The 18,418-nt window shown below is 72.0% G+C and carries 17 protein-coding genes; 12 read left to right on the top strand and 5 right to left on the bottom strand.

All coding sequences use genetic code 11. The features are described 5' to 3' along the window. Positions 1–70: 70 nt before the first annotated feature. Positions 71–1,369, bottom strand: coding sequence for a M20/M25/M40 family metallo-hydrolase (locus OHS58_RS13285; protein ID WP_328648410.1), 1,299 nt, complete (start codon positions 1,367–1,369; stop codon positions 71–73). Further along, entirely contained in the window at positions 1,362–2,189 is an 828-nt protein-coding gene (locus OHS58_RS13280) for a M55 family metallopeptidase (protein WP_328648409.1), read from the bottom strand. Before OHS58_RS13280 ends, OHS58_RS13285 begins: the two co-directional genes overlap by 8 nt. 180 nt (positions 2,190–2,369) lie before the next feature. Here OHS58_RS13280 and OHS58_RS13275 point away from each other — a divergent pair, with 180 nt between their 5' ends. The 5 genes from OHS58_RS13275 (at position 2,370) to mptB (ending at position 9,388) form a co-directional block, all read left to right on the top strand. After that, complete coding sequence (locus OHS58_RS13275; RefSeq protein WP_328648408.1) at positions 2,370–4,202, top strand: ABC transporter substrate-binding protein; 1,833 nt, start codon at positions 2,370–2,372, stop codon at positions 4,200–4,202. A 3-nt stretch (positions 4,203–4,205) separates the two neighbouring features. Next, the gene (locus OHS58_RS13270) at positions 4,206–5,225 is read left to right on the top strand and encodes an ABC transporter permease (protein ID WP_326949573.1); all 1,020 of its coding nucleotides are present in this window, start codon (positions 4,206–4,208) and stop codon (positions 5,223–5,225) included. Then, positions 5,222–6,124 (top strand): ABC transporter permease, encoded by a 903-nt coding sequence (locus OHS58_RS13265; protein WP_326949574.1) that lies wholly within the window; start codon positions 5,222–5,224, stop codon positions 6,122–6,124. The genes OHS58_RS13270 and OHS58_RS13265 overlap by 4 nt, the downstream gene beginning before the upstream one ends. Continuing rightward, a complete protein-coding gene (locus OHS58_RS13260; RefSeq protein WP_326949575.1) occupies positions 6,121–7,770 on the top strand; it encodes an ABC transporter ATP-binding protein in 1,650 nt (549 codons plus the stop codon). The genes OHS58_RS13265 and OHS58_RS13260 overlap by 4 nt, the downstream gene beginning before the upstream one ends. A gap of 82 nt (positions 7,771–7,852) precedes the next feature. Continuing rightward, positions 7,853–9,388: a polyprenol phosphomannose-dependent alpha 1,6 mannosyltransferase MptB gene (mptB, locus tag OHS58_RS13255; RefSeq protein WP_247051740.1), complete on the top strand. Its 1,536-nt coding sequence runs from the start codon at positions 7,853–7,855 to the stop codon at positions 9,386–9,388. A gap of 79 nt (positions 9,389–9,467) precedes the next feature. Here mptB and OHS58_RS13250 read toward each other — a convergent pair whose 3' ends face one another. The 3 genes from OHS58_RS13250 to OHS58_RS13240 are packed head-to-tail and all read right to left on the bottom strand — an operon-like array spanning position 9,468 to position 12,705. Further along, complete coding sequence (locus OHS58_RS13250; RefSeq protein ID WP_328648407.1) at positions 9,468–9,881, bottom strand: TIGR03668 family PPOX class F420-dependent oxidoreductase; 414 nt, start codon at positions 9,879–9,881, stop codon at positions 9,468–9,470. Further along, positions 9,878–10,783 (bottom strand): S66 peptidase family protein, encoded by a 906-nt coding sequence (locus tag OHS58_RS13245; protein ID WP_326953324.1) that lies wholly within the window; start codon positions 10,781–10,783, stop codon positions 9,878–9,880. Before OHS58_RS13245 ends, OHS58_RS13250 begins: the two co-directional genes overlap by 4 nt. Further along, positions 10,780–12,705, bottom strand: coding sequence for a prolyl oligopeptidase family serine peptidase (locus OHS58_RS13240; RefSeq protein WP_328648406.1), 1,926 nt, complete (start codon positions 12,703–12,705; stop codon positions 10,780–10,782). Before OHS58_RS13240 ends, OHS58_RS13245 begins: the two co-directional genes overlap by 4 nt. Before the next feature lie 76 nt (positions 12,706–12,781). Here OHS58_RS13240 and OHS58_RS13235 point away from each other — a divergent pair, with 76 nt between their 5' ends. The 7 genes from OHS58_RS13235 to OHS58_RS13205 all read left to right on the top strand — a co-directional run bounded on the left by OHS58_RS13235 (position 12,782) and on the right by OHS58_RS13205 (position 18,395). Then, the gene (locus OHS58_RS13235) at positions 12,782–13,357 is read left to right on the top strand and encodes a DUF3090 domain-containing protein (protein WP_326949580.1); all 576 of its coding nucleotides are present in this window, start codon (positions 12,782–12,784) and stop codon (positions 13,355–13,357) included. 2 nt (positions 13,358–13,359) lie between these two features. After that, a complete protein-coding gene (locus OHS58_RS13230) occupies positions 13,360–14,175 on the top strand; it encodes an SCO1664 family protein (protein WP_328648405.1) in 816 nt (271 codons plus the stop codon). After that, the gene (locus OHS58_RS13225) at positions 14,175–15,062 is read left to right on the top strand and encodes an aminoglycoside phosphotransferase family protein (RefSeq protein ID WP_328648404.1); all 888 of its coding nucleotides are present in this window, start codon (positions 14,175–14,177) and stop codon (positions 15,060–15,062) included. The genes OHS58_RS13230 and OHS58_RS13225 overlap by 1 nt, the downstream gene beginning before the upstream one ends. 51 nt (positions 15,063–15,113) lie before the next feature. Further along, complete coding sequence (locus OHS58_RS13220) at positions 15,114–15,938, top strand: DUF3097 domain-containing protein (protein ID WP_328648403.1); 825 nt, start codon at positions 15,114–15,116, stop codon at positions 15,936–15,938. An 84-nt stretch (positions 15,939–16,022) separates the two neighbouring features. Next, positions 16,023–16,457: an NfeD family protein gene (locus OHS58_RS13215; RefSeq protein WP_247051749.1), complete on the top strand. Its 435-nt coding sequence runs from the start codon at positions 16,023–16,025 to the stop codon at positions 16,455–16,457. Positions 16,458–16,468: 11 nt separating this feature from the next. Beyond that, the gene (locus OHS58_RS13210) at positions 16,469–16,942 is read left to right on the top strand and encodes an SPFH domain-containing protein (RefSeq protein WP_328648402.1); all 474 of its coding nucleotides are present in this window, start codon (positions 16,469–16,471) and stop codon (positions 16,940–16,942) included. Positions 16,943–17,030: 88 nt separating this feature from the next. After that, positions 17,031–18,395 (top strand): SPFH domain-containing protein, encoded by a 1,365-nt coding sequence (locus OHS58_RS13205; protein WP_328649802.1) that lies wholly within the window; start codon positions 17,031–17,033, stop codon positions 18,393–18,395. The last annotated feature ends 23 nt before the right edge of the window (positions 18,396–18,418 follow it).

Raw genomic sequence — 18,418 nt, 5'->3', positions numbered from 1 at the left:
CCCTCCTAAACACTCACGACCCCTGCGGCACAGCGCGGAGGCGGAGGCGCGCGTCGGAGGTTCGGGACGTCTAGCAGCTCTCCAGGAACCGGGACAGCACCCGCGTCCCGAAGTGCAGGCCCTCCACCGGGACCCGCTCGTCCACCCCGTGCGCCATCGCCCGGTACGGGAACCCCGCCGGCAGCCAGAGCGGCGCGAAGCCGTAGTTCACGATCCCGAGCTGGGCGAACGCCTTCGCGTCGGTGCCACCGCCCATGCAGTACGGCACCACCACCGCCTCGGGGTCTTCGGCCTGCAAAGCCGCGGCCATCGACGCGAACCACGGCGAGTCCACCGGGGCCTGCACCGGCGGCTGGTGCGCGACGAACTCCCGCGTGACGCCTTCGCCGAGCAGCTCGTCCAGCTCCGCGAACAGCGCGTCCTCGGTGCCCGGCAGCACCCGGACGTCGACCTGGGCGGTCGCCGTCGTCGGGATCACGTTCACCTTGTAGCCCGCGTCCAGCATCGTCGGGGTCGTGCTGTTGCGGACCGTCGGCACCACCAGCCCGCCCGCCGGACCCAGGGCCGCCACCGTGGCGTCCACATCGGACAGGTCCACCGGAATGCCCAAAGCCGCGCCGGTCCGCTCCAGGAACGCCTGCACCGTCGGGGTCAGCGACACCGGCCACTGGTGCGCCGCGATCCGGTGCAACGCGTCCACCAACCGGGTGACGGCGTTCTCGTCGTTGGGCCGCGACCCGTGCCCGGCGCGGCCGCGGGCGGTGAGGCGCAGGTGCGCCGTGCCGCGCTCGGCCGTCCCGACCGGGTACAGGTGCACGATCCGGCCGTCGGCGGCGGGCACGTGGTAGGTGTAGCCGCCCGACTCGCTGATCGCCGCCGCACAGCCCTCGAACAGCTCCGGGTGCGCCGCGACCAGCCAGTGCGCGCCGTAGTCGCCGCGGTCCTCCTCGTCGGCGACGAACGCCAGCACGACGTCACGCCGCGGCCGCGCGCCGCCGGCCAGCGCGGCCAGCACCATCGCGACGAAGTCCTTCATGTCGGTCGCGCCGCGGCCCCACAGGTAGCCGTCGCGGACCTCGCCGGAGAACGGTGGCACCGACCAGTCCGCGGCGTCCGCCGGGACGACGTCCAGGTGGCCCTGCACCAGCAGGGCGGGCAGCGACGGGTCGGTGCCCGCGACGCGCGCGATCACACTGGCCCGGCCCGGCGCGGCCTCGAAGATCTTCGACGGGATGCCGAGCCCGTCCAGGAACGCGGCCACGTACTCCGCCGCCGGCCGCTCCGGCGAAGCGTCACCCCCACCGCGGTTGGTGGTGTCGAACCGGATCAGGTCCGCGCAGATCCCGACAACGTCGGCCACGTCAGCCATAGATGCCCTGCACCGCCCCCGCCGCGATCGCCGTCACGACCTTGAACGCCTTCATCGCCTCGGTCATCGTCACCGCGTCGAACCCGACGCGCCGGACGCCGATCTGCTCCACCGTCGGGATCACCGCGGTGGCCTGGGCCAGGTGGCTCGCGTCGAACTCGACCTCGATCCGGTGCGGCCCGACCCGCCGCTCCAGGCGACCGGCCTGCGCCATCGCGTCGGCGGCCGCGGTCGTCAGCAGCTCCGCCGTGCGCGCGGGCGGCAGGCAGATCGCCGCGTACCGGCTGACGCACTCCTTCACCTGGACCAGCTCCGCGTCCGGTGCGTAATCACGCGCGTCTTCGCATGTTTCGTCGTCACCCGAAACGAGCAGGACGGGCACGCCGTACTCCGCGGCCATCGCCGCGTTCAACCGGCCCTCGCTCGCCGGGACGTCGTCCAGCCACACCCCGGTGATCTGGTTCTCCAGGTACGTGTGGGAAAGCACCCCGTCGAACCCGGCACCGGCGTGGTAGCCCAGGAAGACGACACCGTCCACACCGGAGTCGGCGCCCTGCATCATCGACAGCGGCTTGTGCCGCCCGGTCAGCAGCCGCGCCCGCGGGTCGAGGTCCTCCAGCAGCAGGTTCCGCTGCGAGGAATGCGCCTCGTTCACCAGGACGTCGCCGGCCCCGGCGTCGAACAGCCCGGCCAGCACCGCGTTGACGTCGCCGGTGAACAGCCGCCGGAAGCGGTCCCACTGCGGCGAACCGGGCACGACGTCGTCGGTCCAGGTGACGCCGGTGGCGCCCTCCATGTCCGCCGAGATCATGATGCGCATGCGGGGCACTCTAACCAGCCCGCGCGACCCGCGAGCACCGAATCCCGCCTTCCGAATGTCACGCAGCGTGAACTTTGTCCGGTCGATAACGATCGGACACCTGCCGAGGTGGCAACATATTGCGCGGTTGTCCGGGTATGTGGTTACTTCTCGTCCTTGGGGAGGCTCACAGCGAGAACGATGGGGTGGTTTTTGGTGCATTTCCAACGCAGACCCGGCCGGTTCGGCCGCGTGGCGGCGATCGTCGCCGTCGCGACACTGGGGGCGATCCCGCTCGCCGCGCCGGCGCAGGCGCAGCAGGGCAAGGTGCTGCGGGTCGCGCTGACCACGGGTATCGACCACCTGAACCCGTTCACCGCGTCACTCGCGGCGTCCACCCAGGTGGGCCGGTTCATCTACGAGTTCCTCACCATCCCCTCGGCCGAGACCGCGCAGGCCTCGCCCGCGCTCGCCGAGTCGTGGACGCCGTCGGCGGACAAGCTGACCTGGACGTACAAGATCCGCTCCGGCGCCAAGTGGAGTGACGGGCAGCCGGTCACGGCCAAGGACGCCGCGTTCACGTTCAACCGGATGCTGACCGACGAGAACGCCCGCACCGCCAACGGCAGCTACGTGACCAACTTCGACACGGTCACCGCGCCCGACGACACCACGCTGGTCATCAAGACCAAGACCGTGCAGTCGGACATGAACCTGCTCGACGTCCCGATCGTCCCGGAGCACATCTGGGCGCCGATCAAGGACCTCAACGACCCCAAGACCGACGACATCTCGGTCGTGGGCGTCAGCGACGGGCCCTACCAGCTCACCGAGTACAAGCAGAACGAGTACGTCAAGTTCAAGGCCAACAAGGACTACTGGCGCACCGCGCCGAAGGTCGACGAACTGCAGCTGCTCATCTTCAAGGACGCCGAGGCCGCGGTGAACGCGCTGCGCCAGGGCGAGGTCGACGTCATCAACCGGCTCACCCCGACCCAGTTCGACTCGCTCAACGGCCAGCCGAACATCACGACCAACGCCGCCCCGAGCCGCCGCTACGACGAGATCAACCTCAACTTCGGCGTCCAGAACAACCAGAACCAGCCGATCGGCAACGGCAACCCGGTCCTCAAGGACATCCGGCTGCGCAAGGCGATCGTGCAGGCCATCGACAAGCAGACGATCGTCGACCGGGTCGCCGGCGGCCACGCCCAGCTCGGCACCGGCATCGTCCCGCCGATCTACCAGGCCTACCACTGGGAGCCCTCCGGCGCCGACAAGGTCGGGTTCGACATCGCCGGCGCCAACACCGCGCTCGACCAGGCCGGGTACGTCAAGGGTGCCGACGGCGTCCGCGCCGCGCCCGGCGGCGCGAAGCTGGAACTGCGGCTGACCGGGCACGCGAACCGGCCCTACGACCAGCGGCTCGCGCAGTACGTCTCCGGCTGGCTCAAGGACATCGGCATCACGGTCAAGCAGGAGCTCGTCTCCGACGACGAGCTCAACGACCGCACCACGGCCGGCAACTACGACCTGGCGATCTCCGGCTACGCGACCAACCCGGACCCGGACTCCGCGCTGCAGCTGCACACCTGCGCGGCCCGGCCGAACGCCCAGGGCAAGGGCGCCACGACCGACACGTTCTTCTGCGACCCCGAGTTCGACGCGCTGCGCGCCAAGCAGCTCACCGAGACCGACGACACGCAGCGTGCGGCCACGGTGAAGCAGGCCCAGGCCCGCCTGGCCGGCCAGGCCGTCAACGTCGTGCTCGACTACCAGAACGCGCTCGAGGCGTACCGCTCGGACAAGTTCTCCGGCTTCGCCAAGCAGCCGCAGCCCGAGGGCGCGATCCTCGAGCAGTCCGGCTACTGGGGCGTCTACGGAGCCACCCCGGCCGGCACCGAGGCCTCGGCCGACTCCGGGGACAGCGGCACGGTCGTGTGGATCGTCGTCGGCGTCATCGTCGTGGTGATCGTGGCCGGCGGGCTCGTCATCATCAGCCGCCGCAACAAGACGTCCGAAGACCGCGAGTAGCGCATGACCGCCCCCGAACAAGCCGCGGCGCTCGTCGACCCCGACGAGCGCCGCGGCGGGACCGGCACCGCCCGGTTCGTCCTCAAGAAGGTCGTCGAAGCGCTCGTCAGCATCCTGCTGGTGATCGTGCTGTTCTTCTTCCTGTTCCGGATGCTGCCCGGCGACCCGGTCGCCACGATGATCCGCGACCGGCCGACCGACCCGAAGCAGATCGCGGAGATCCGGGAGCGCCTCGGCGTCGACCGGCCCGTGTTCCAGCAGTTCGGCGACTACCTGTGGAAGCTGCTGCACGGCGACTTCGGTACGTCCTACCTGGAGCAGCGCCCGGTCGCCGACATGATCGGCGAACGCCTCTGGCCGACGATCCTGCTGGTCGGCAGCGCGACCGTGCTCGCCATCGCGCTCGGGTTGTGGCTGGGCACGCGTGCGGCCTGGCGCCGCGACAGCGTGTTCGACCGCACCCAGACCGGCATCGCGCTCACGCTGTGGTCGGTCCCGCAGTTCTGGCTCGGCCTGATCCTGCTGGTCGCGACCAACGGCCTGTTCCCCAGCCGCGGCATGCACTCCCCGGATGCGGCACCGGACGTCTTCTCCCAGACCCTCGACGTCCTGCACCACCTGGTGCTGCCGTGCGTGACGCTGCTGGCGGTGTTCTACGCCCAGTACATGCTGATCATGCGGTCGTCGCTGCTGGGGGAGATGAACGCCGACTACCTGACCACGGCCCGCGCCAAGGGGCTGAAGGACGACCTGGTCCGCCGTCGCCACGCCGTGCCGAACGCGCTGCTGCCCACCACGACGCTGGTGTTCATGCAGTTCGGCGCGGTCGTCGCCGGCGCCGTGTCGGTCGAGGCGGTGTTCAGCTGGCCGGGCCTCGGGCAGCTGACCTACCAGGCCCTGCACGGCCCGGACCTGCCGGTGCTGCAAGGGGTCTTCGTCGTCCTCGCCGGCGCCGTCGTGCTGATGAACCTGCTCGCGGAGCTGCTCTACCGCGTGCTCGACCCGAGGGTGCGCACCTCATGACCACCGAGTCCATCGAATCGCCGCGGGCGATCGCCTGGCGGCGGCGTCGCCAGTCCGCGGCGCGCACCTGGACCGAGTTCGCCGCCCAGAAGGGCGCGCTCACCGGGTTGATCCTGCTCGCCGTCACGGTCGTGATGGCGCTGCTGCTGCCGGTGATCAGCGACGAGGGCGGCCTCGACGTCACCAAGGCCGATGGCGGCGCGCTGCGCCCGCCGAGTGGCCAGTACTGGCTCGGCACCGACATCGACGGCCGGTCCGTGCTGCTCATGACGCTCTGGGGCGCCCGGATCTCGCTGCTCGTCGGGTTCTCCGCGACGGTGCTGTCCGTGCTGATCGGCACGCTCATCGGCATCACCGCCGCCCACTTCGGCGGCTGGGTCTCGACGATCCTGCTGCGGTTCACCGACTTCTTCCTGGTCCTGCCCTCACTGGTGCTGGCCATCGCCCTCTCGGCCGTGCTGCCCCAAGGCGTCACCACGGTCATCGTCGCGATCGGCCTGACCTCCTGGCCCGGCACCGCGCGGCTGGTCCGCGCCCAGACGCTGACCATCGAGAGCCGGCCCTACATCGAGCGCGCCCGGGCCCTGGGCGGGGGCCACCTGCACGTCGTCGGCAAGCACGTCCTGCCCGGCGTCGCGCCGCTCGTGCTGGCCAACACGACCCTGGTCGTCGGCAACGCCGTCATCGCCGACGCCACCCTGGCCTTCCTCGGCGTCGGCGACCCGAACGCCGTCTCCTGGGGCGCGATGCTGGAAACCGCCCTCAACAACGGCGCCGTCACCCGCGGCGCCTGGTGGAACCTGCTCCCGCCGGGCATCGCCATCGTGCTCGTCGTGCTCTGCTTCACCCTGGTCGGCCGGGGACTGGAGACCGTGCTCAACCCGAGGTTGAAGAAGTGACCCCGCTGCTGCAGCTCAAGGACCTCACCGTCACCTACGAGACGGCCGGCGGCGACATCCCCGCCGTGCGCGGGGTCGACCTCACCCTCGATCCCGGCGGCACGCTCGGCGTGGCGGGGGAGTCCGGCTCCGGCAAGTCCACGGTCGCGATGAGCGTCCTGCGCCTCCTGCCGCGCACGGCCAAGATCAGCGGCGAGATCCTCCTCGACGGCGAAGACGTCACCGCCATGAAGTGGGGCCGGCTGCGCGCGGTCCGCTGGGCCGAGGCGTCCGTGGTCTTCCAGGGCGCCATGCACGCGCTCAACCCCGTCCGCAAGATCGGTGAGCAGATCGCCGAGCCGCTGCGGCTGCACCCGACCGACGGCAAGATGCTGTCCGACGCCGAGATCGACGCCCGCGTCGCCGACCTGCTCACCCAGGTCGACCTGCCCCCGGGCCGCGCCGGCGCCTACCCGCATGAGCTCTCCGGCGGGCAGAAGCAACGCGTCATGATCGCGATGGCCCTGGCCTGCTCGCCCCGGCTGATCATCGCCGACGAGCCCACCACGGCGCTGGACGTCATCGTCCAGGCCCAGGTCCTCGCCCTGCTCTCGCGCCTGGTCGCCGAACAGGACATCGGGCTGATCATGATCAGCCACGACCTGTCCGTGCTCGCCGCCACCTGCGAGCGCATCGCCGTGATGTACGACGGCGAGATCGTCGAGGAACGCCCCAGCGCCGAGCTGATGTCCGACCCGCGGCACCCGCACAGCCAGGCGCTGGCCGCGGCGTTCCCGACCGTCGGCGACCCGGTGTCCCGGTTCGCCCCCGCCACCAGCACGCCGCTGCCGCCCGAACCGGCGTCACGCGCGGCCGGCGGCGAGCCGCTGCTGGCCGCGGAGAACCTGCGGGTGTCCTTCCGCGACCGCACCGGCAAGCGGATCGACGCCGTCGCCGGCGTCGACCTCACGGTGTCGCGCGACGAGATCGTCGCACTGGTCGGGCAGTCCGGCTCCGGCAAGACGACGCTCGCCCGCACCCTGCTCGGCCTGCAGAAACCCGACTCCGGCGTGGTCCGCTACGCCGGCAAGCCGGTGCCGTCAGGCGGGTCCGGGCTCAAGGCCTACCGCCGCCAGGTCCAGCTCGTGCTGCAGGACCCGACCAGCGCGCTCAACCCGGCCCACACCGTCTACGAGGCCGTCGCCGAGGGGCCCCGGATCCACGGCCTGCGCGACGAGCGCGCGGTCGTGCACCGGGCCCTGGAGGCCGCCGAACTGCGGCCCGCGGAGAAGTACGCCGACCGGCTCCCGCACGAGCTCTCCGGCGGCCAGCGCCAGCGCGTCGTGATCGCCGGGGCCCTGGCGCTGGAACCGTCCGTGGTGGTGGCCGACGAGCCGGTCGCGTCGCTGGACGCGTCCGTCCGCGGCGAGATCCTCGGGCTGCTGCTGCGGCTGCGCCGCGAGCTCGGCCTGGCCGGCCTGGTGATCACCCACGACCTCGGGCTGGCCTGGAACATCGCCGACCGCGTCGCCGTGATGTACCGCGGCGAGCTCGTCGAAACCGGGACCGTCGAACAGGTCCTGCTCGACCCGCACCACGAGTACACGAAATCCCTGCTGGCCGCCCTGCCCGGCGGCACCGCCCAGCGCCGGACCGCGCAGGCCTGAAACCGCGGTGCCGGGCTCGTCCCACCGAAACCCGGCACTGCGGAAAGGTCACCTCGGCCAGGTGTGTAACCTCCGAACGGAAATGGCGACCACCACCGACCCCGCGCAGACGTCCTCGACCGGACTGGCCGAGCGACTCCTCGTGCCCTCGCGATTCCCGTACCGCACGATCGCGATGGGCACCGTCGGCAGCACGCTGCTCATGCTCGCCGCCTTCGGCGCCGGCGGCATCCTGATCAAGGACCCCGTGCTCGGCCACGGCCCGCTCTCGTGGATCCGCTACGGCCACGGGCGCATGCTCGCCAACGCCGTCCTCTACACCGGCTTCGGCCTCGTGGTGTGGGCGTGGGTCCGGCTCGGCCGCTACGTCCTGCAGGGCCGCGTCGGCAGCCGCCCGATCCTGGTCGCCGCCGGCTGCTGGATGGCGCCGCTGCTCATCTCGCCGCCGCTGTTCACCCGCGACGTCTTCTCCTACCTCGGCCAGGGCGCCCAGCTGCTCTACGGCCTCGACCCGTACGCCAACGGGCCCGCCGAGCTCGACGTGCTGCCGAACGTGGTGCAGAACGTCCACCCGCTCTGGCAGACCACCCCGGCGCCGTACGGGCCGCTGTTCCTGCTGATCTCCAAGGGCGTCGTCGCCGTCTCCGGCGACAACATGATCCTCGGCGTCATCCTGATGCGCCTGGTCCTGCTGGTCGGCCTGGCCGGCACGCTGTGGGCGCTGCCGCGGCTGGTCAAGCACCTCGGCGGCAAGCTCCCGGTCGCGCTGTGGCTCGCGGTGGCCAGCCCGATGATGGTCATCCACCTCTTCGGCGGCCCGCACAACGACCTGATGATGCTCGCGTTCCTCACCATCGGCGTCCTCGCCGCCCTGGAACGCAAGCACGTCCTCGCGGTCGTCCTGGTCACGATCGGCATGCTGATCAAGCCGACCGCGGCGATCGCGCTGCCGTTCATCGTCTGGATGTGGGCCAACCACATGGCGGGCGAGTCGAAGGTCCGCAACTTCCTGCGCGCCGGCGCCGCCTCGGTCGGGCTGTTCCTGCCGGTGTTCGTCGCCGGCACGTGGATCTCGCTGGGGTCGCTCAACCTCGGCTGGTGGTCCGGTCTCAAGGCCCCGCAGCTCATCGCGAACTGGCTCAACATCCCCACCGGCATCGGCGAGGTCTTCTACAACCTCGTGCACCTGGTGGTGGACGTCCAGGTCTCGCCGTTCGTCACGGTCGCCCGCGCGGCGGGCATGCTCCTGCTGGTCGCCTTCGGCGTCCGCCAGTGGTGGCTGGCCCGCGGCGGCGGCCACGAGGCCGTCTACCGCGCCGGCATCTCGCTGCTGGCGGTGGCGATCCTCATGCCGCCGACCCTGCCGTGGTACTTGACCTGGGGTTTCGTGCTGCTGTCGGCGTTCAAGTGGCAGCCCCGCCACCTCGCGGTCGTGGTCGCGGTCGTGGTGTTCGTGACGCTGGTCTACTACCCGACGGGCGAGCAGGCCCTGTACGACTGGTGGTTCATCGCCCTGGTCGTCGTGGCGAGCCTCTACTCGGCGGCGTCCCTGCTGCGCCCGGACCCGCTCGGGCTCATCGACGCCTGGCGCCGCCCGGAGAAGTTCATCCGCGACTAGGCGACCGAATACCGTCGCTGTACCGGGTCTGCCGCGGCTTGTCGTGAGTGTTTAGGAGGGTTAGAACCCTCCTAAACACTCACGACCCGGCCCAGCCGCGCCAGGTGTGGACCAGGGTCGAGACCACCGCGTGCTCTGGCGGACGCTCCGCGTACTGCTCGTACTTCGCCTCCAGCCACGAGATCGGCTCGGCGCGGTCCGCGTCGGTGAGGACCCTCGCCACGCCGTCCGCGCGGGTCCACCACAGGCGTGACCAGTCCTCGTCGTAGCCGTCGGTCAGGAAGCTCACCGACGGGTTCTCCGCGATGTTCGCCAGCCGACGTAGTGCCGTCGTCGACTTCGGCTTGTGGTCCACCGCGAAGACGATCCGGTCGCCGTGCACCGCGAACGTCACCGGGACCAGGTGCGGCACCCCGGCCGCCGACGCCGTCGCGAGCCGCGCGACTCGCGAAGCCGCGAAGCGAGTGCGGGCTTCCGAAGGAGGCAGCCTCATGTCAGCGCCGGGGCGTCGAACGTCAGCGTCCCCAGGTCCGCGTCCAGGGTCACCGGCACACCCAGCGGCAACGTCGGCGACGACGCCACGTGCCCGAACCCGAACTCGCCCACCATCGGCACCCCCAGCGGCCCCAGCCGCTCCAGCAGCAGCGCCTCGACGTCCGCCGGTGCGCCGCACGCCGCCCACGAGCCCAGCACGATCCCGCGGACGCCGGTGAACCAGCCGCTGCGCAGCAGCTGCGTCAGCATCCGGTCCAGCCGGTAGACGCTCTCGGTGACGTCTTCCAGCAGCACGACCGCGTCGCGCGCCGACCCGTGCTCCGGCGTGCCGATGCCGCCCGCCAGCAACGACAGGTTCCCGCCTACGAGCGTCCCCGACGCGCGGCCCGGCACCAGGGTCGAAGCCGCGGTGCCCCGCACGACGAGATTGCGCTCCGGCTCGAACAACGCGCGCCGCAGGTGCTCCACCGCGACGTCGTCGAACAGCACGCTCGCCGGCATCGGGGAGAACAAACTGGACAGTCCCAAGTGGACATCCACCGCCCGGTGCAACGCCGTGACGTCACTCGACCCGGCCAGCACCTTCGGCCCCGCCGCGCGCAACGCCGTCCAGTCGACCAGGTCCAGCATCCGCTGCACGCCGTACCCACCGCGCGCGGCCAGCACGCACCGCACCCCCGGGTCGCACCACGCCTCGGTGAACTCCGCCGCCCGCGCGGCGTCCGAACCGGACAGGTACGGCGGCGACCCCGCCGACGCGCGCACGCACGGCCCGATCCGCAGCTCGACACCCCAGCCGCGCAGCACCGGCAGCGCCTTCTCCAGCAGGTCCGCCGGCACCGGCCCGGCCGGCGCCACCAGGGCGAGCGTGTCGCCCGCCCGCAACCGCGGTGGCCTCATCGCGACAGCTCCAGCCGCGGCACACCCGGCGCCTCGAACCCGAACACCTGGCCGTAGAAGGACAATTCGGCCTCCAGCGCCGCGACGATCGTCTCCGCGCGGCGGAACCCGTGCTGCTCACCGGGGAACCGCTGGTAGGCGTACGGGATCCCGCGCCCGGCCAGGCCGGCGACGAACCGGTCCGCCTGCTCCGGCGGGCAGATCCGGTCCTCCAGGCCCTGCTGGAACAGCACCGGCCCGGCCAGCGCCCCGGCGTTCGCCAGCGGCGACCGGTCCACGTAGCGCTGCCGGTGCGCGGGCAGCGACCCGACCAGGCCCTCCAGGTACCGCGACTCGAAGTCGTGCGTCTCGCCGCCGTCGCCGGTCCACCCGGCGAGGTCCACGATCGGGTACATCACGGTCCCCGCGCGGTAGGTCTTCGTCGTGGTGAGCGACGCCGCCGCGGTGAACCCGCCGGCGCTGCCGCCCCGGACCGCCAGCCGCTCGCCGTCGGCCAGCCCGGCCGCCACCAGCGCCTCGGCCACCGCGACGCAGTCGGCGACGTCGACGACACCCCACTGCTCACGCAGCCGCTCCCGGTAAGCGCGGCCGAAGCCGGTCGAGCCGCCGTAGTTGACGGCCGCGACGGCGAACCCGCGGCTGGTGAAGTACGCGATCTCCAGGTCCAGCACCGGCAGGTGCTGCCCGGTCGGGCCGCCGTGGACGTGCACCAGCAGCGGCGGCACCGCGCCCTCGGGCGCGATGAACTCCGGGTTGGACGGCGGGTAGAGCACCACCGGCACGGTCTCGCCGCCGGTCGTCGTGAAGACCCGCTCGTCCGGCACCGGCACGTGGGCCACCGCCAGCTCCGGCTGCTCGGTCAGGTCGGTGAGCAGGTCCGCGTCGATCGCGTAGTGCACAACGCCGGCCTCGCGGATCGGCCCGGCCGCGATCCCGGCGACGCCGTCGTCGTAGGCGGCGAGCCCGGTGCTCGACCACGCCGTCAGCTGGTGAGCCACGGTCGTCACCGACCCGGCCGCCTCGTCCAGCACGGCCAGCCGGCTCGACGCCAGCACCGCGTGCCGGCCGCCGCCCAGCGGCACGAACCACCGCGCACCCGGCTTCCAGAGCGGCCCGCCCAGCTCCTGCTCCACCGGCGCGAGGTTGGTCAGCGTCCCGTCGAGGCCGACGCGGTGCAGGTTCCACCAGCCGTCCGGGTCCAGCAGCGCCAGCAGCGTGTCCGCCGACTCCCACTCGACCTGGCAGACGGACACGTCCGCGCCGCCCGCGACCACCCGGTGCGGCCCGAACGTCCCGTCTTCGCCCACGGGCGCGACGCACAGCTCGGTGCCGTCCCACGGCATCGCCGGGTGGTCCCAGCCGAACCACGCCGCGTGCCGCCCGTCCGGGGACAGCTTCGCCGCGGTCAGGAAGTGGTGGCTCGCGCCCAGCACCCGCTCGGCGCCGTCGGCCACCGCGATCGCGACCAGTTCGCGTTCGATGTCGGCCGGGCGCTCGCCGACACTGCGCTCGCGCACCGCCCAGACCTCACCGGGCCGGCCCGGTCCGAGGTCGCCGTAACGGACGGCCTGGGGCCGCGCGGGCTCCGGAGTGAGCGCCACCACACCTTCGGGCCGCTGGGCGTACACCCGCTGGTCGGCCCAGTGCGTGAACACCACCACACCGCCGACGGCCACCCACGGCCTCCCGCCGTACTCGTGCAGCCGGTTGCGGACGTTCCACGGCGCCGGGAGCACGTCCTCGGTCCCACCGCCCGGCACCGCGCGCACGAGGGCCACGCGACCCTGCTCACCAGGCCTTGCTTCGGCCCACCACACTTCTTCGCCGACGACGTCGAGCCACTGCGGGCCGCCGCCGGCGGCGGCCACCTCGGCGGCGGTGATGGGCGAGGACCACGTTCCGTACGGGGAGATCGGAGACACCCCCAGAGGCTAGCGGCCCGGGAACGAGGGGCGGCGGATGCCGATCATGCGCCGGTGGCCTAGGGTCGTTGGTGCTATGTCTCGCGTAATCCACGTCTTCCGCCAGCCGGATCGCTTCGTCGCCGGCACCGTCGGCGAGCCCGGCGACCGCACCTTCTACCTCCAGGCCTCGGAGGAAGTGCGGACGATCAGCGTCTCCATCGAAAAACAGCAGGTCGTCGTCCTCGCGGAACGCCTCGGCTCGCTGCTCGAGGAGGTGGCGAGCCGCTTCGGTGCCGACGTGCCCGACGACGCGCCCGACGACCTCGTCGACCTCGAGCCGCTCACGGTGCCGGTCGAGGAGGAGTTCCGCGTCGGCACCATGGGCCTCGGCTGGGACGCCGACAGCAGCGCCGTCGTCATCGAGCTGCTCGCCATCACCGAGGGCGAGGTCGACGAAACGGTCGTGCTGGACGACACCGAAGAGGGCCCGGACGCCGTCCGCGTCTTCCTCACCCCGGCCGCCGCGCGGGCCTTCGCCGAGCGCGCCGACCGCGTCGTCAACGCCGGCCGCAAGCCGTGTCCGCTGTGCGCCGAGCCGCTCGACCCGGCCGGGCACATCTGCCCCCGGCAGAACGGCTACCGGCGCGACACCGACGCCGGCGAAGACTGACCATGGCCGACACGCCGGTGGCACAGCCGGACCCGGCCGACCCGGCGTCGCGTGAGCTCGTCACGCACGGCCGCATCGACGTCGAGGGCCGGCTCGTCGACGCCTCCAACGTCACGCTGTTCTGCGCCATCGAGCTCGACGGCGTCACCGGCACCGTGGTGTACAAGCCGGTGTCGGGGGAGAAGCCGCTGTGGGACTTCCCCGACGGCACGCTCGCCGGCCGCGAGGTCGCCACCGCGATCATCGCCGAGGCCAGCGGCATCGGCGGGATCCCGCCGACCGTGCTGCGCGACGGCCCGTTCGGCCCCGGCATGGTCCAGCTGTGGATCGAGACGACCGAGGACGACCTGGTCGAGGTCCGCGCCCCCGAGGAGCTGCCCGAGGGCTGGCGGGTCGTGCTGCACGCCCACGATCGGTTCGGCGAGCCCGCGGTGCTGGCCCACGCCGACCACCCCGGGCTGCGCGACCTCGCCGTGCTCGACATCGTCGTCAACAACACCGACCGCAAGGGCGGGCACCTGCTGCCCGGCGTCGACGGCCGCGTCTACGGCGTCGACCACGGCATCTGCCTGCACACCGACCCCAAGCTGCGGACCGTGCTCTGGGGCTGGATCGGCGAGCCGGTGCCGCCGGACACCGTCGAGAAGCTGCGGAAGCTGCGCTCGGAGATCGACGGGAAGCTCGGCGAACAGCTGGCCGAGCACATCACCAGGTTCGAGATCCGGGCCCTGGCCGAGCGCACCGACCTGCTGCTCGCGGAAGGCATCTTCCCCGAGCCCGGCGACGACTGGCGCGCGGTTCCCTGGCCCCTGTTCTGATGACGGCGGTCCTCGACGACGCCGCGCGCGCCCGGCTCGTGACCCGCTTCGGCGCGGCCGTGGCCGGCCCGTGGTGCGACGCCCTCCCGGACCTGGTGGCCCGGCTGAGCGCCCGCTGGGGGCTGGAGGTGCGCGAGGCCCGGCCCGGCAACACCGGCCGCACGCTGCTGTGCACCGGCCCCGGCGGTGACCTGCAGGTCCTGAAGCTGACCCCGGACCCCGAGATCGCCCGGCTCGAGGCCGCGGGGCTGCGCGCGTGGACCGGCTGCCCCCGCGCCGTGCAGGTCCTCGACACCGATCTCGACGCCGGCGCCATCCTGCTCGAAGGCCTGGTCCCCGGCACCGAGCTGCGTGGCCGGGACGTCCCGTGGGCCGAGATCGGCGACCTGCTCACCCAGCTGCACGGCGTCGCACCCCCGGCCGGCCTCCCGTCGCTGACCGACCGGGTGACGTTCATGTACGACATCACCGACCGCACCGTTCCCGGTTCGGCGGCCGAGCCTCACCTGACCCGCGAACTGCTGGCCAGGGCCCGGGACCGGGCGCTCTCCCTGGCCGCCACCGGGGGCTCGATCGCGGTCGTGCACGGCGACCTGCACCCCGGCAACGTCCTCGACGCGGGCCCCGGCCGCGGCGTGGTCGCCATCGACCCGCGCCCCAGCGTCGGGGACCCGGCCATGGACGCCGTCGACTGGGCCTTCCTGCCGATGGCGGCGGGCGGCACGATCGACGACGGCATCACCCTGCTCGCGCCGCACGTGCCGCACCTCGACGTCGAGCGCGTCCACGCCTGGTGCGTCGCGCTGGCCCCGCTGCTCGCGCACGGCCCGCTGCGCCGCGGCGAGCACACGCCGTTCACCGACGCCCTGCTGCAGATGGCGCGCTGACCGGCGTGGCGTCACCCACCGGGGTCGCTCCGGCCACTACCTTCGCTGGTCGTGCGCTCCCACTCCTATGACGACGTGCTCGCCGGCCGGCGCCGCAAGAAGGTGCCGGAAGTCCCCGCCGAGCCCGGCCTGGTCGTCGAAGACCCGGCCAGCGGGTTCTGCGGTGCCGTGATCAAGATCGAGTACGGCAACGTCGTGCTCGAAGACGGCAAGGGCCGCCACCGCGTGTTCCCGCTCGAGCCCGCCGGGTTCCTGCTGGAGGGCAAGCCGGTGACGCTCGTGCCGGTCAAGACGGTGCAGGCGCCGGTCAAGCAGGTGTCGGCGTCCGGTTCGGTCAAGGTCCAGGGCCTGCAGGCGCGCGTCGCCCGCGACTCGCGGATCTGGGTCGAGGGCAAGCACGACGCCGAGCTGGTCGAACGCGTCTGGGGCCACGACCTGCGCGTCGAAGGCGTCGTCGTGGAACCGCTCGACGGCGTCGACGTGCTCTCCGACCGGATCGCCGAGTTCGGCACCGGCCCCGGCCGGCGGCTCGGCGTGCTGGTCGACCACCTCGTGCCCGGCAGCAAGGAGTCCCGGCTCGTCGCGGGCGTCCGCGACGAGAACGTGCTGGTCACCGGCCATCCGTACATCGATGTCTGGGAGGCCGTGCGGCCCGGGGCGGTCGGGATCAGGGCGTGGCCGAAGATCCCGCGCGGCACCGAGTGGAAGCAGGGGATCTGCGACGCGCTCGGATGGGGGCAACCTTTCGAAGGCTGGCAACGTGTCCTGAGCGGGGTGAGCAGTTTCCGCGACCTCGAGACCCCGCTCATCGGGGCCGTGGAGCGGCTCATCGACTTCGTCACGGAGCCGACGACGGAGCCGGCTAAAGAAGGCTGAATGTCTGATTTGTCCAAGGTCACGCGTGGGTCACGTCCCGTCACTCCGCCGGTGCTAACCGGCACGATCTGAGAGCATGAAGCCATGGCATGGGCAGTGGTCTGGTTGATCGTCGGCATCGCCCTGATGATCGCGGAAGTCCTCTCCGGCGACTTCGTGCTGATCATGCTCGGCGTCGCCGCGTTGTTCGGTGCGGGCTCCGACGTGCTCACCGGCAACCTGCTGATCGACGCCGTCGTGTTCGCCGTGACCTCGGTCGGGATGCTCGTGCTGGTCCGGCCCGCGCTGAAACGCCGGTTCTTCGCCGGCACCGGCCACCGCACCGGCATCGACGCGCTCATCGGCGCCCGCGCCGTCGTGGTGTCCACAGTGGATTTCGAAGCGGGGCAGGTGAAACTCGCCGGGGACGTCTGGTCCGCGCGCAGCATTTCCGAACAGCACGAGCCGATCGCCCCCGGGACCGCGGTCACCGTGGTCGAGATCGCCGGGGCCACCGCCGTCGTGTCGGCCGAGCTGTGAGCCTCGGCCTGGTGCGCGTGCCCGAAGGCCGGGCCGCGGTGATCGAGCGCCTCGGGCGGTTCCGCACCGTGCTCGGCCCCGGCCGGCACTTCGTGACCCCGTTCGCCGACAGCGTCCGGGCCCGCGTCGACCTCGGCGACCAGATCCTGTCGTGCCCGCCACGGGCCGTCGAAGCGGGTGACGGGCACGAGGTCCTCGTCGGGTTCGAGGTCACCTTCGCCGTCACGGACCCGCGGCTGGCCACCTACGAAATCGGCAACCCGGCCGTCGCGATCGAACAGCTGACCCTGACCGCGCTGCGGCAGGAGACCGGGCTGACGACCGCCGAGCGTGCCGTCGCCGCACCGGAGGACCTGCACCGTACAGTGTGGACGGTCCTGCACGACACCACGGGACGCTGGGGGATCACCACCAAGGAGCTCGAGCTCACGGTGCGTCCGCCCGCGGCACCCGGAACGCCGTCAACCGCGCAAGAATGGTACTAGGTAAGGAGAAGGTCTCTTGGGGACAGCAGCGCTCATAGCCGTCATCGCGGTGGTCCTGTTCGTGATCATCGTGGTGGCCAAGGCGATCATGGTCGTGCCGCAGGCGCAGTCGGCCGTGATCGAGCGGCTGGGCCGGTTCCGCACAGTGGCGTCACCGGGCCTCACCTTCCTGGTTCCGTTCCTGGACAAGGTACGGGCCCGGATCGACCTGCGCGAGCAGGTCGTCTCGTTCCCGCCGCAGCCCGTCATCACCGAGGACAACCTGACGGTGTCGATCGACACCGTCGTGTACTTCCAGGTCACCGACTCGCGTGCCGCGGTCTACGAGATCTCGAACTACATCGTCGGTGTCGAGCAGCTCACCACCACCACGCTCCGCAACGTGGTCGGCGGCATGAGCCTCGAGCAGACGCTGACCTCGCGCGACTCGATCAACACCCAGCTGCGCGGCGTGCTCGACGAGGCGACCGGCCGCTGGGGCATCCGCGTCGGCCGCGTCGAGCTCAAGGCGATCGACCCGCCGCCCTCCATCCAGGACTCGATGGAGAAGCAGATGCGCGCCGACCGTGAGAAGCGCGCCATGATCCTCACCGCGGAAGGTCAGCGGGAGTCCGCGATCAAGACCGCGGAAGGCCAGAAGCAGAGCCAGATCCTCTCGGCCGAAGGTGCCCGCCAGGCCACCATCCTCGCCGCCGAGGCCGAGCGGCAGTCGCGCATCCTGCGGGCGCAGGGTGAACGCGCCGCGCGCTACCTGCAGGCGCAGGGCCAGGCGAAGGCGATCGAGAAGGTGTTCGCCGCGATCAAGGCCGGCCGCCCGACGCCGGAGGTGCTGGCCTACCAGTACCTGCAGACGCTCCCGCAGATGGCGCAGGGCGACGCGAACAAGGTCTGGATGATCCCGAGCGACTACGGCAAGGCCCTCGAAGGCTTCGCCCGCGCGCTCGGCGCTCCGGGCGACGACGGCGTCTTCCGCTACGAGCCGGCGAAGGACGACGACGTCCCGGCCAAGCCCGAGCTCGAGGACGAAGAGGTCGCCGACTGGTTCGAGACGAAGAGCGACCCGAAGGTCGCCGAAGCCGTCGCGGCCGCGGAAGCCGTGGCGCGCCAGGAGGTCCCGGCGCTCGGGGTGCCGAGCAGCGCGCCGCCCGCGCGGCCGCAGATCCCGCGTCCGCAACAGCAGCAGCAAGCTCCCGCGCCGGAGCCCGAGGCGGACGAGGACCGCGGCACCGAGGTGACCCCCGCACCGCCGAAGCAGGCGTCGACACCGCCCGCCGGCCTGCCCCAGCCGCAGTCGCCCCTGCAGTCGCAGCAGCACTCCGGTCCGCCGCAGGGTGGGTCCTACCAGGGCCCGCCGCCGCAGACCCCGCCGCCGGGGCAGTTCGGCGGCCAGCAGCAGAACCCGGGCAGCGGGCCGTTCCCGCAGCAGCCCCCGTTCGGTGGCCCGCGCCGCTGACGTCTGGTCCGTGAAGGCCTCCT

The sequence above is a fragment of the Amycolatopsis sp. NBC_00348 genome (assembly GCF_036114655.1).
Classification (GTDB): domain Bacteria; phylum Actinomycetota; class Actinomycetes; order Mycobacteriales; family Pseudonocardiaceae; genus Amycolatopsis.
Note: the sequence above shows the minus strand (reverse complement) of the source record. Positions and strands in the feature narration are given on the sequence as shown.

Bases quoted from the DNA above. Each gene is read 5' to 3' on its own strand.
- OHS58_RS13285 (WP_328648410.1), bottom strand. From the start codon at position 1,369: ATGGCTGACGTGGCCGACGTTGTCGGGATCTGCGCGGACCTGATCCGG.
- OHS58_RS13280 (WP_328648409.1), bottom strand. From the start codon at position 2,189: ATGCGCATCATGATCTCGGCGGACATGGAGGGCGCCACCGGCGTCACC.
- OHS58_RS13275 (WP_328648408.1), top strand. From the start codon at position 2,370: ATGGGGTGGTTTTTGGTGCATTTCCAACGCAGACCCGGCCGGTTCGGC.
- OHS58_RS13270 (WP_326949573.1), top strand. From the start codon at position 4,206: ATGACCGCCCCCGAACAAGCCGCGGCGCTCGTCGACCCCGACGAGCGC.
- OHS58_RS13265 (WP_326949574.1), top strand. From the start codon at position 5,222: ATGACCACCGAGTCCATCGAATCGCCGCGGGCGATCGCCTGGCGGCGG.
- mptB (WP_247051740.1), top strand. From the start codon at position 7,853: ATGGCGACCACCACCGACCCCGCGCAGACGTCCTCGACCGGACTGGCC.
- OHS58_RS13250 (WP_328648407.1), bottom strand. From the start codon at position 9,881: ATGAGGCTGCCTCCTTCGGAAGCCCGCACTCGCTTCGCGGCTTCGCGA.
- OHS58_RS13245 (WP_326953324.1), bottom strand. From the start codon at position 10,783: ATGAGGCCACCGCGGTTGCGGGCGGGCGACACGCTCGCCCTGGTGGCG.
- OHS58_RS13235 (WP_326949580.1), top strand. From the start codon at position 12,782: ATGTCTCGCGTAATCCACGTCTTCCGCCAGCCGGATCGCTTCGTCGCC.
- OHS58_RS13230 (WP_328648405.1), top strand. From the start codon at position 13,360: ATGGCCGACACGCCGGTGGCACAGCCGGACCCGGCCGACCCGGCGTCG.
- OHS58_RS13225 (WP_328648404.1), top strand. From the start codon at position 14,175: ATGACGGCGGTCCTCGACGACGCCGCGCGCGCCCGGCTCGTGACCCGC.
- OHS58_RS13215 (WP_247051749.1), top strand. From the start codon at position 16,023: ATGGCATGGGCAGTGGTCTGGTTGATCGTCGGCATCGCCCTGATGATC.
- OHS58_RS13205 (WP_328649802.1), top strand. From the start codon at position 17,031: ATGGTCGTGCCGCAGGCGCAGTCGGCCGTGATCGAGCGGCTGGGCCGG.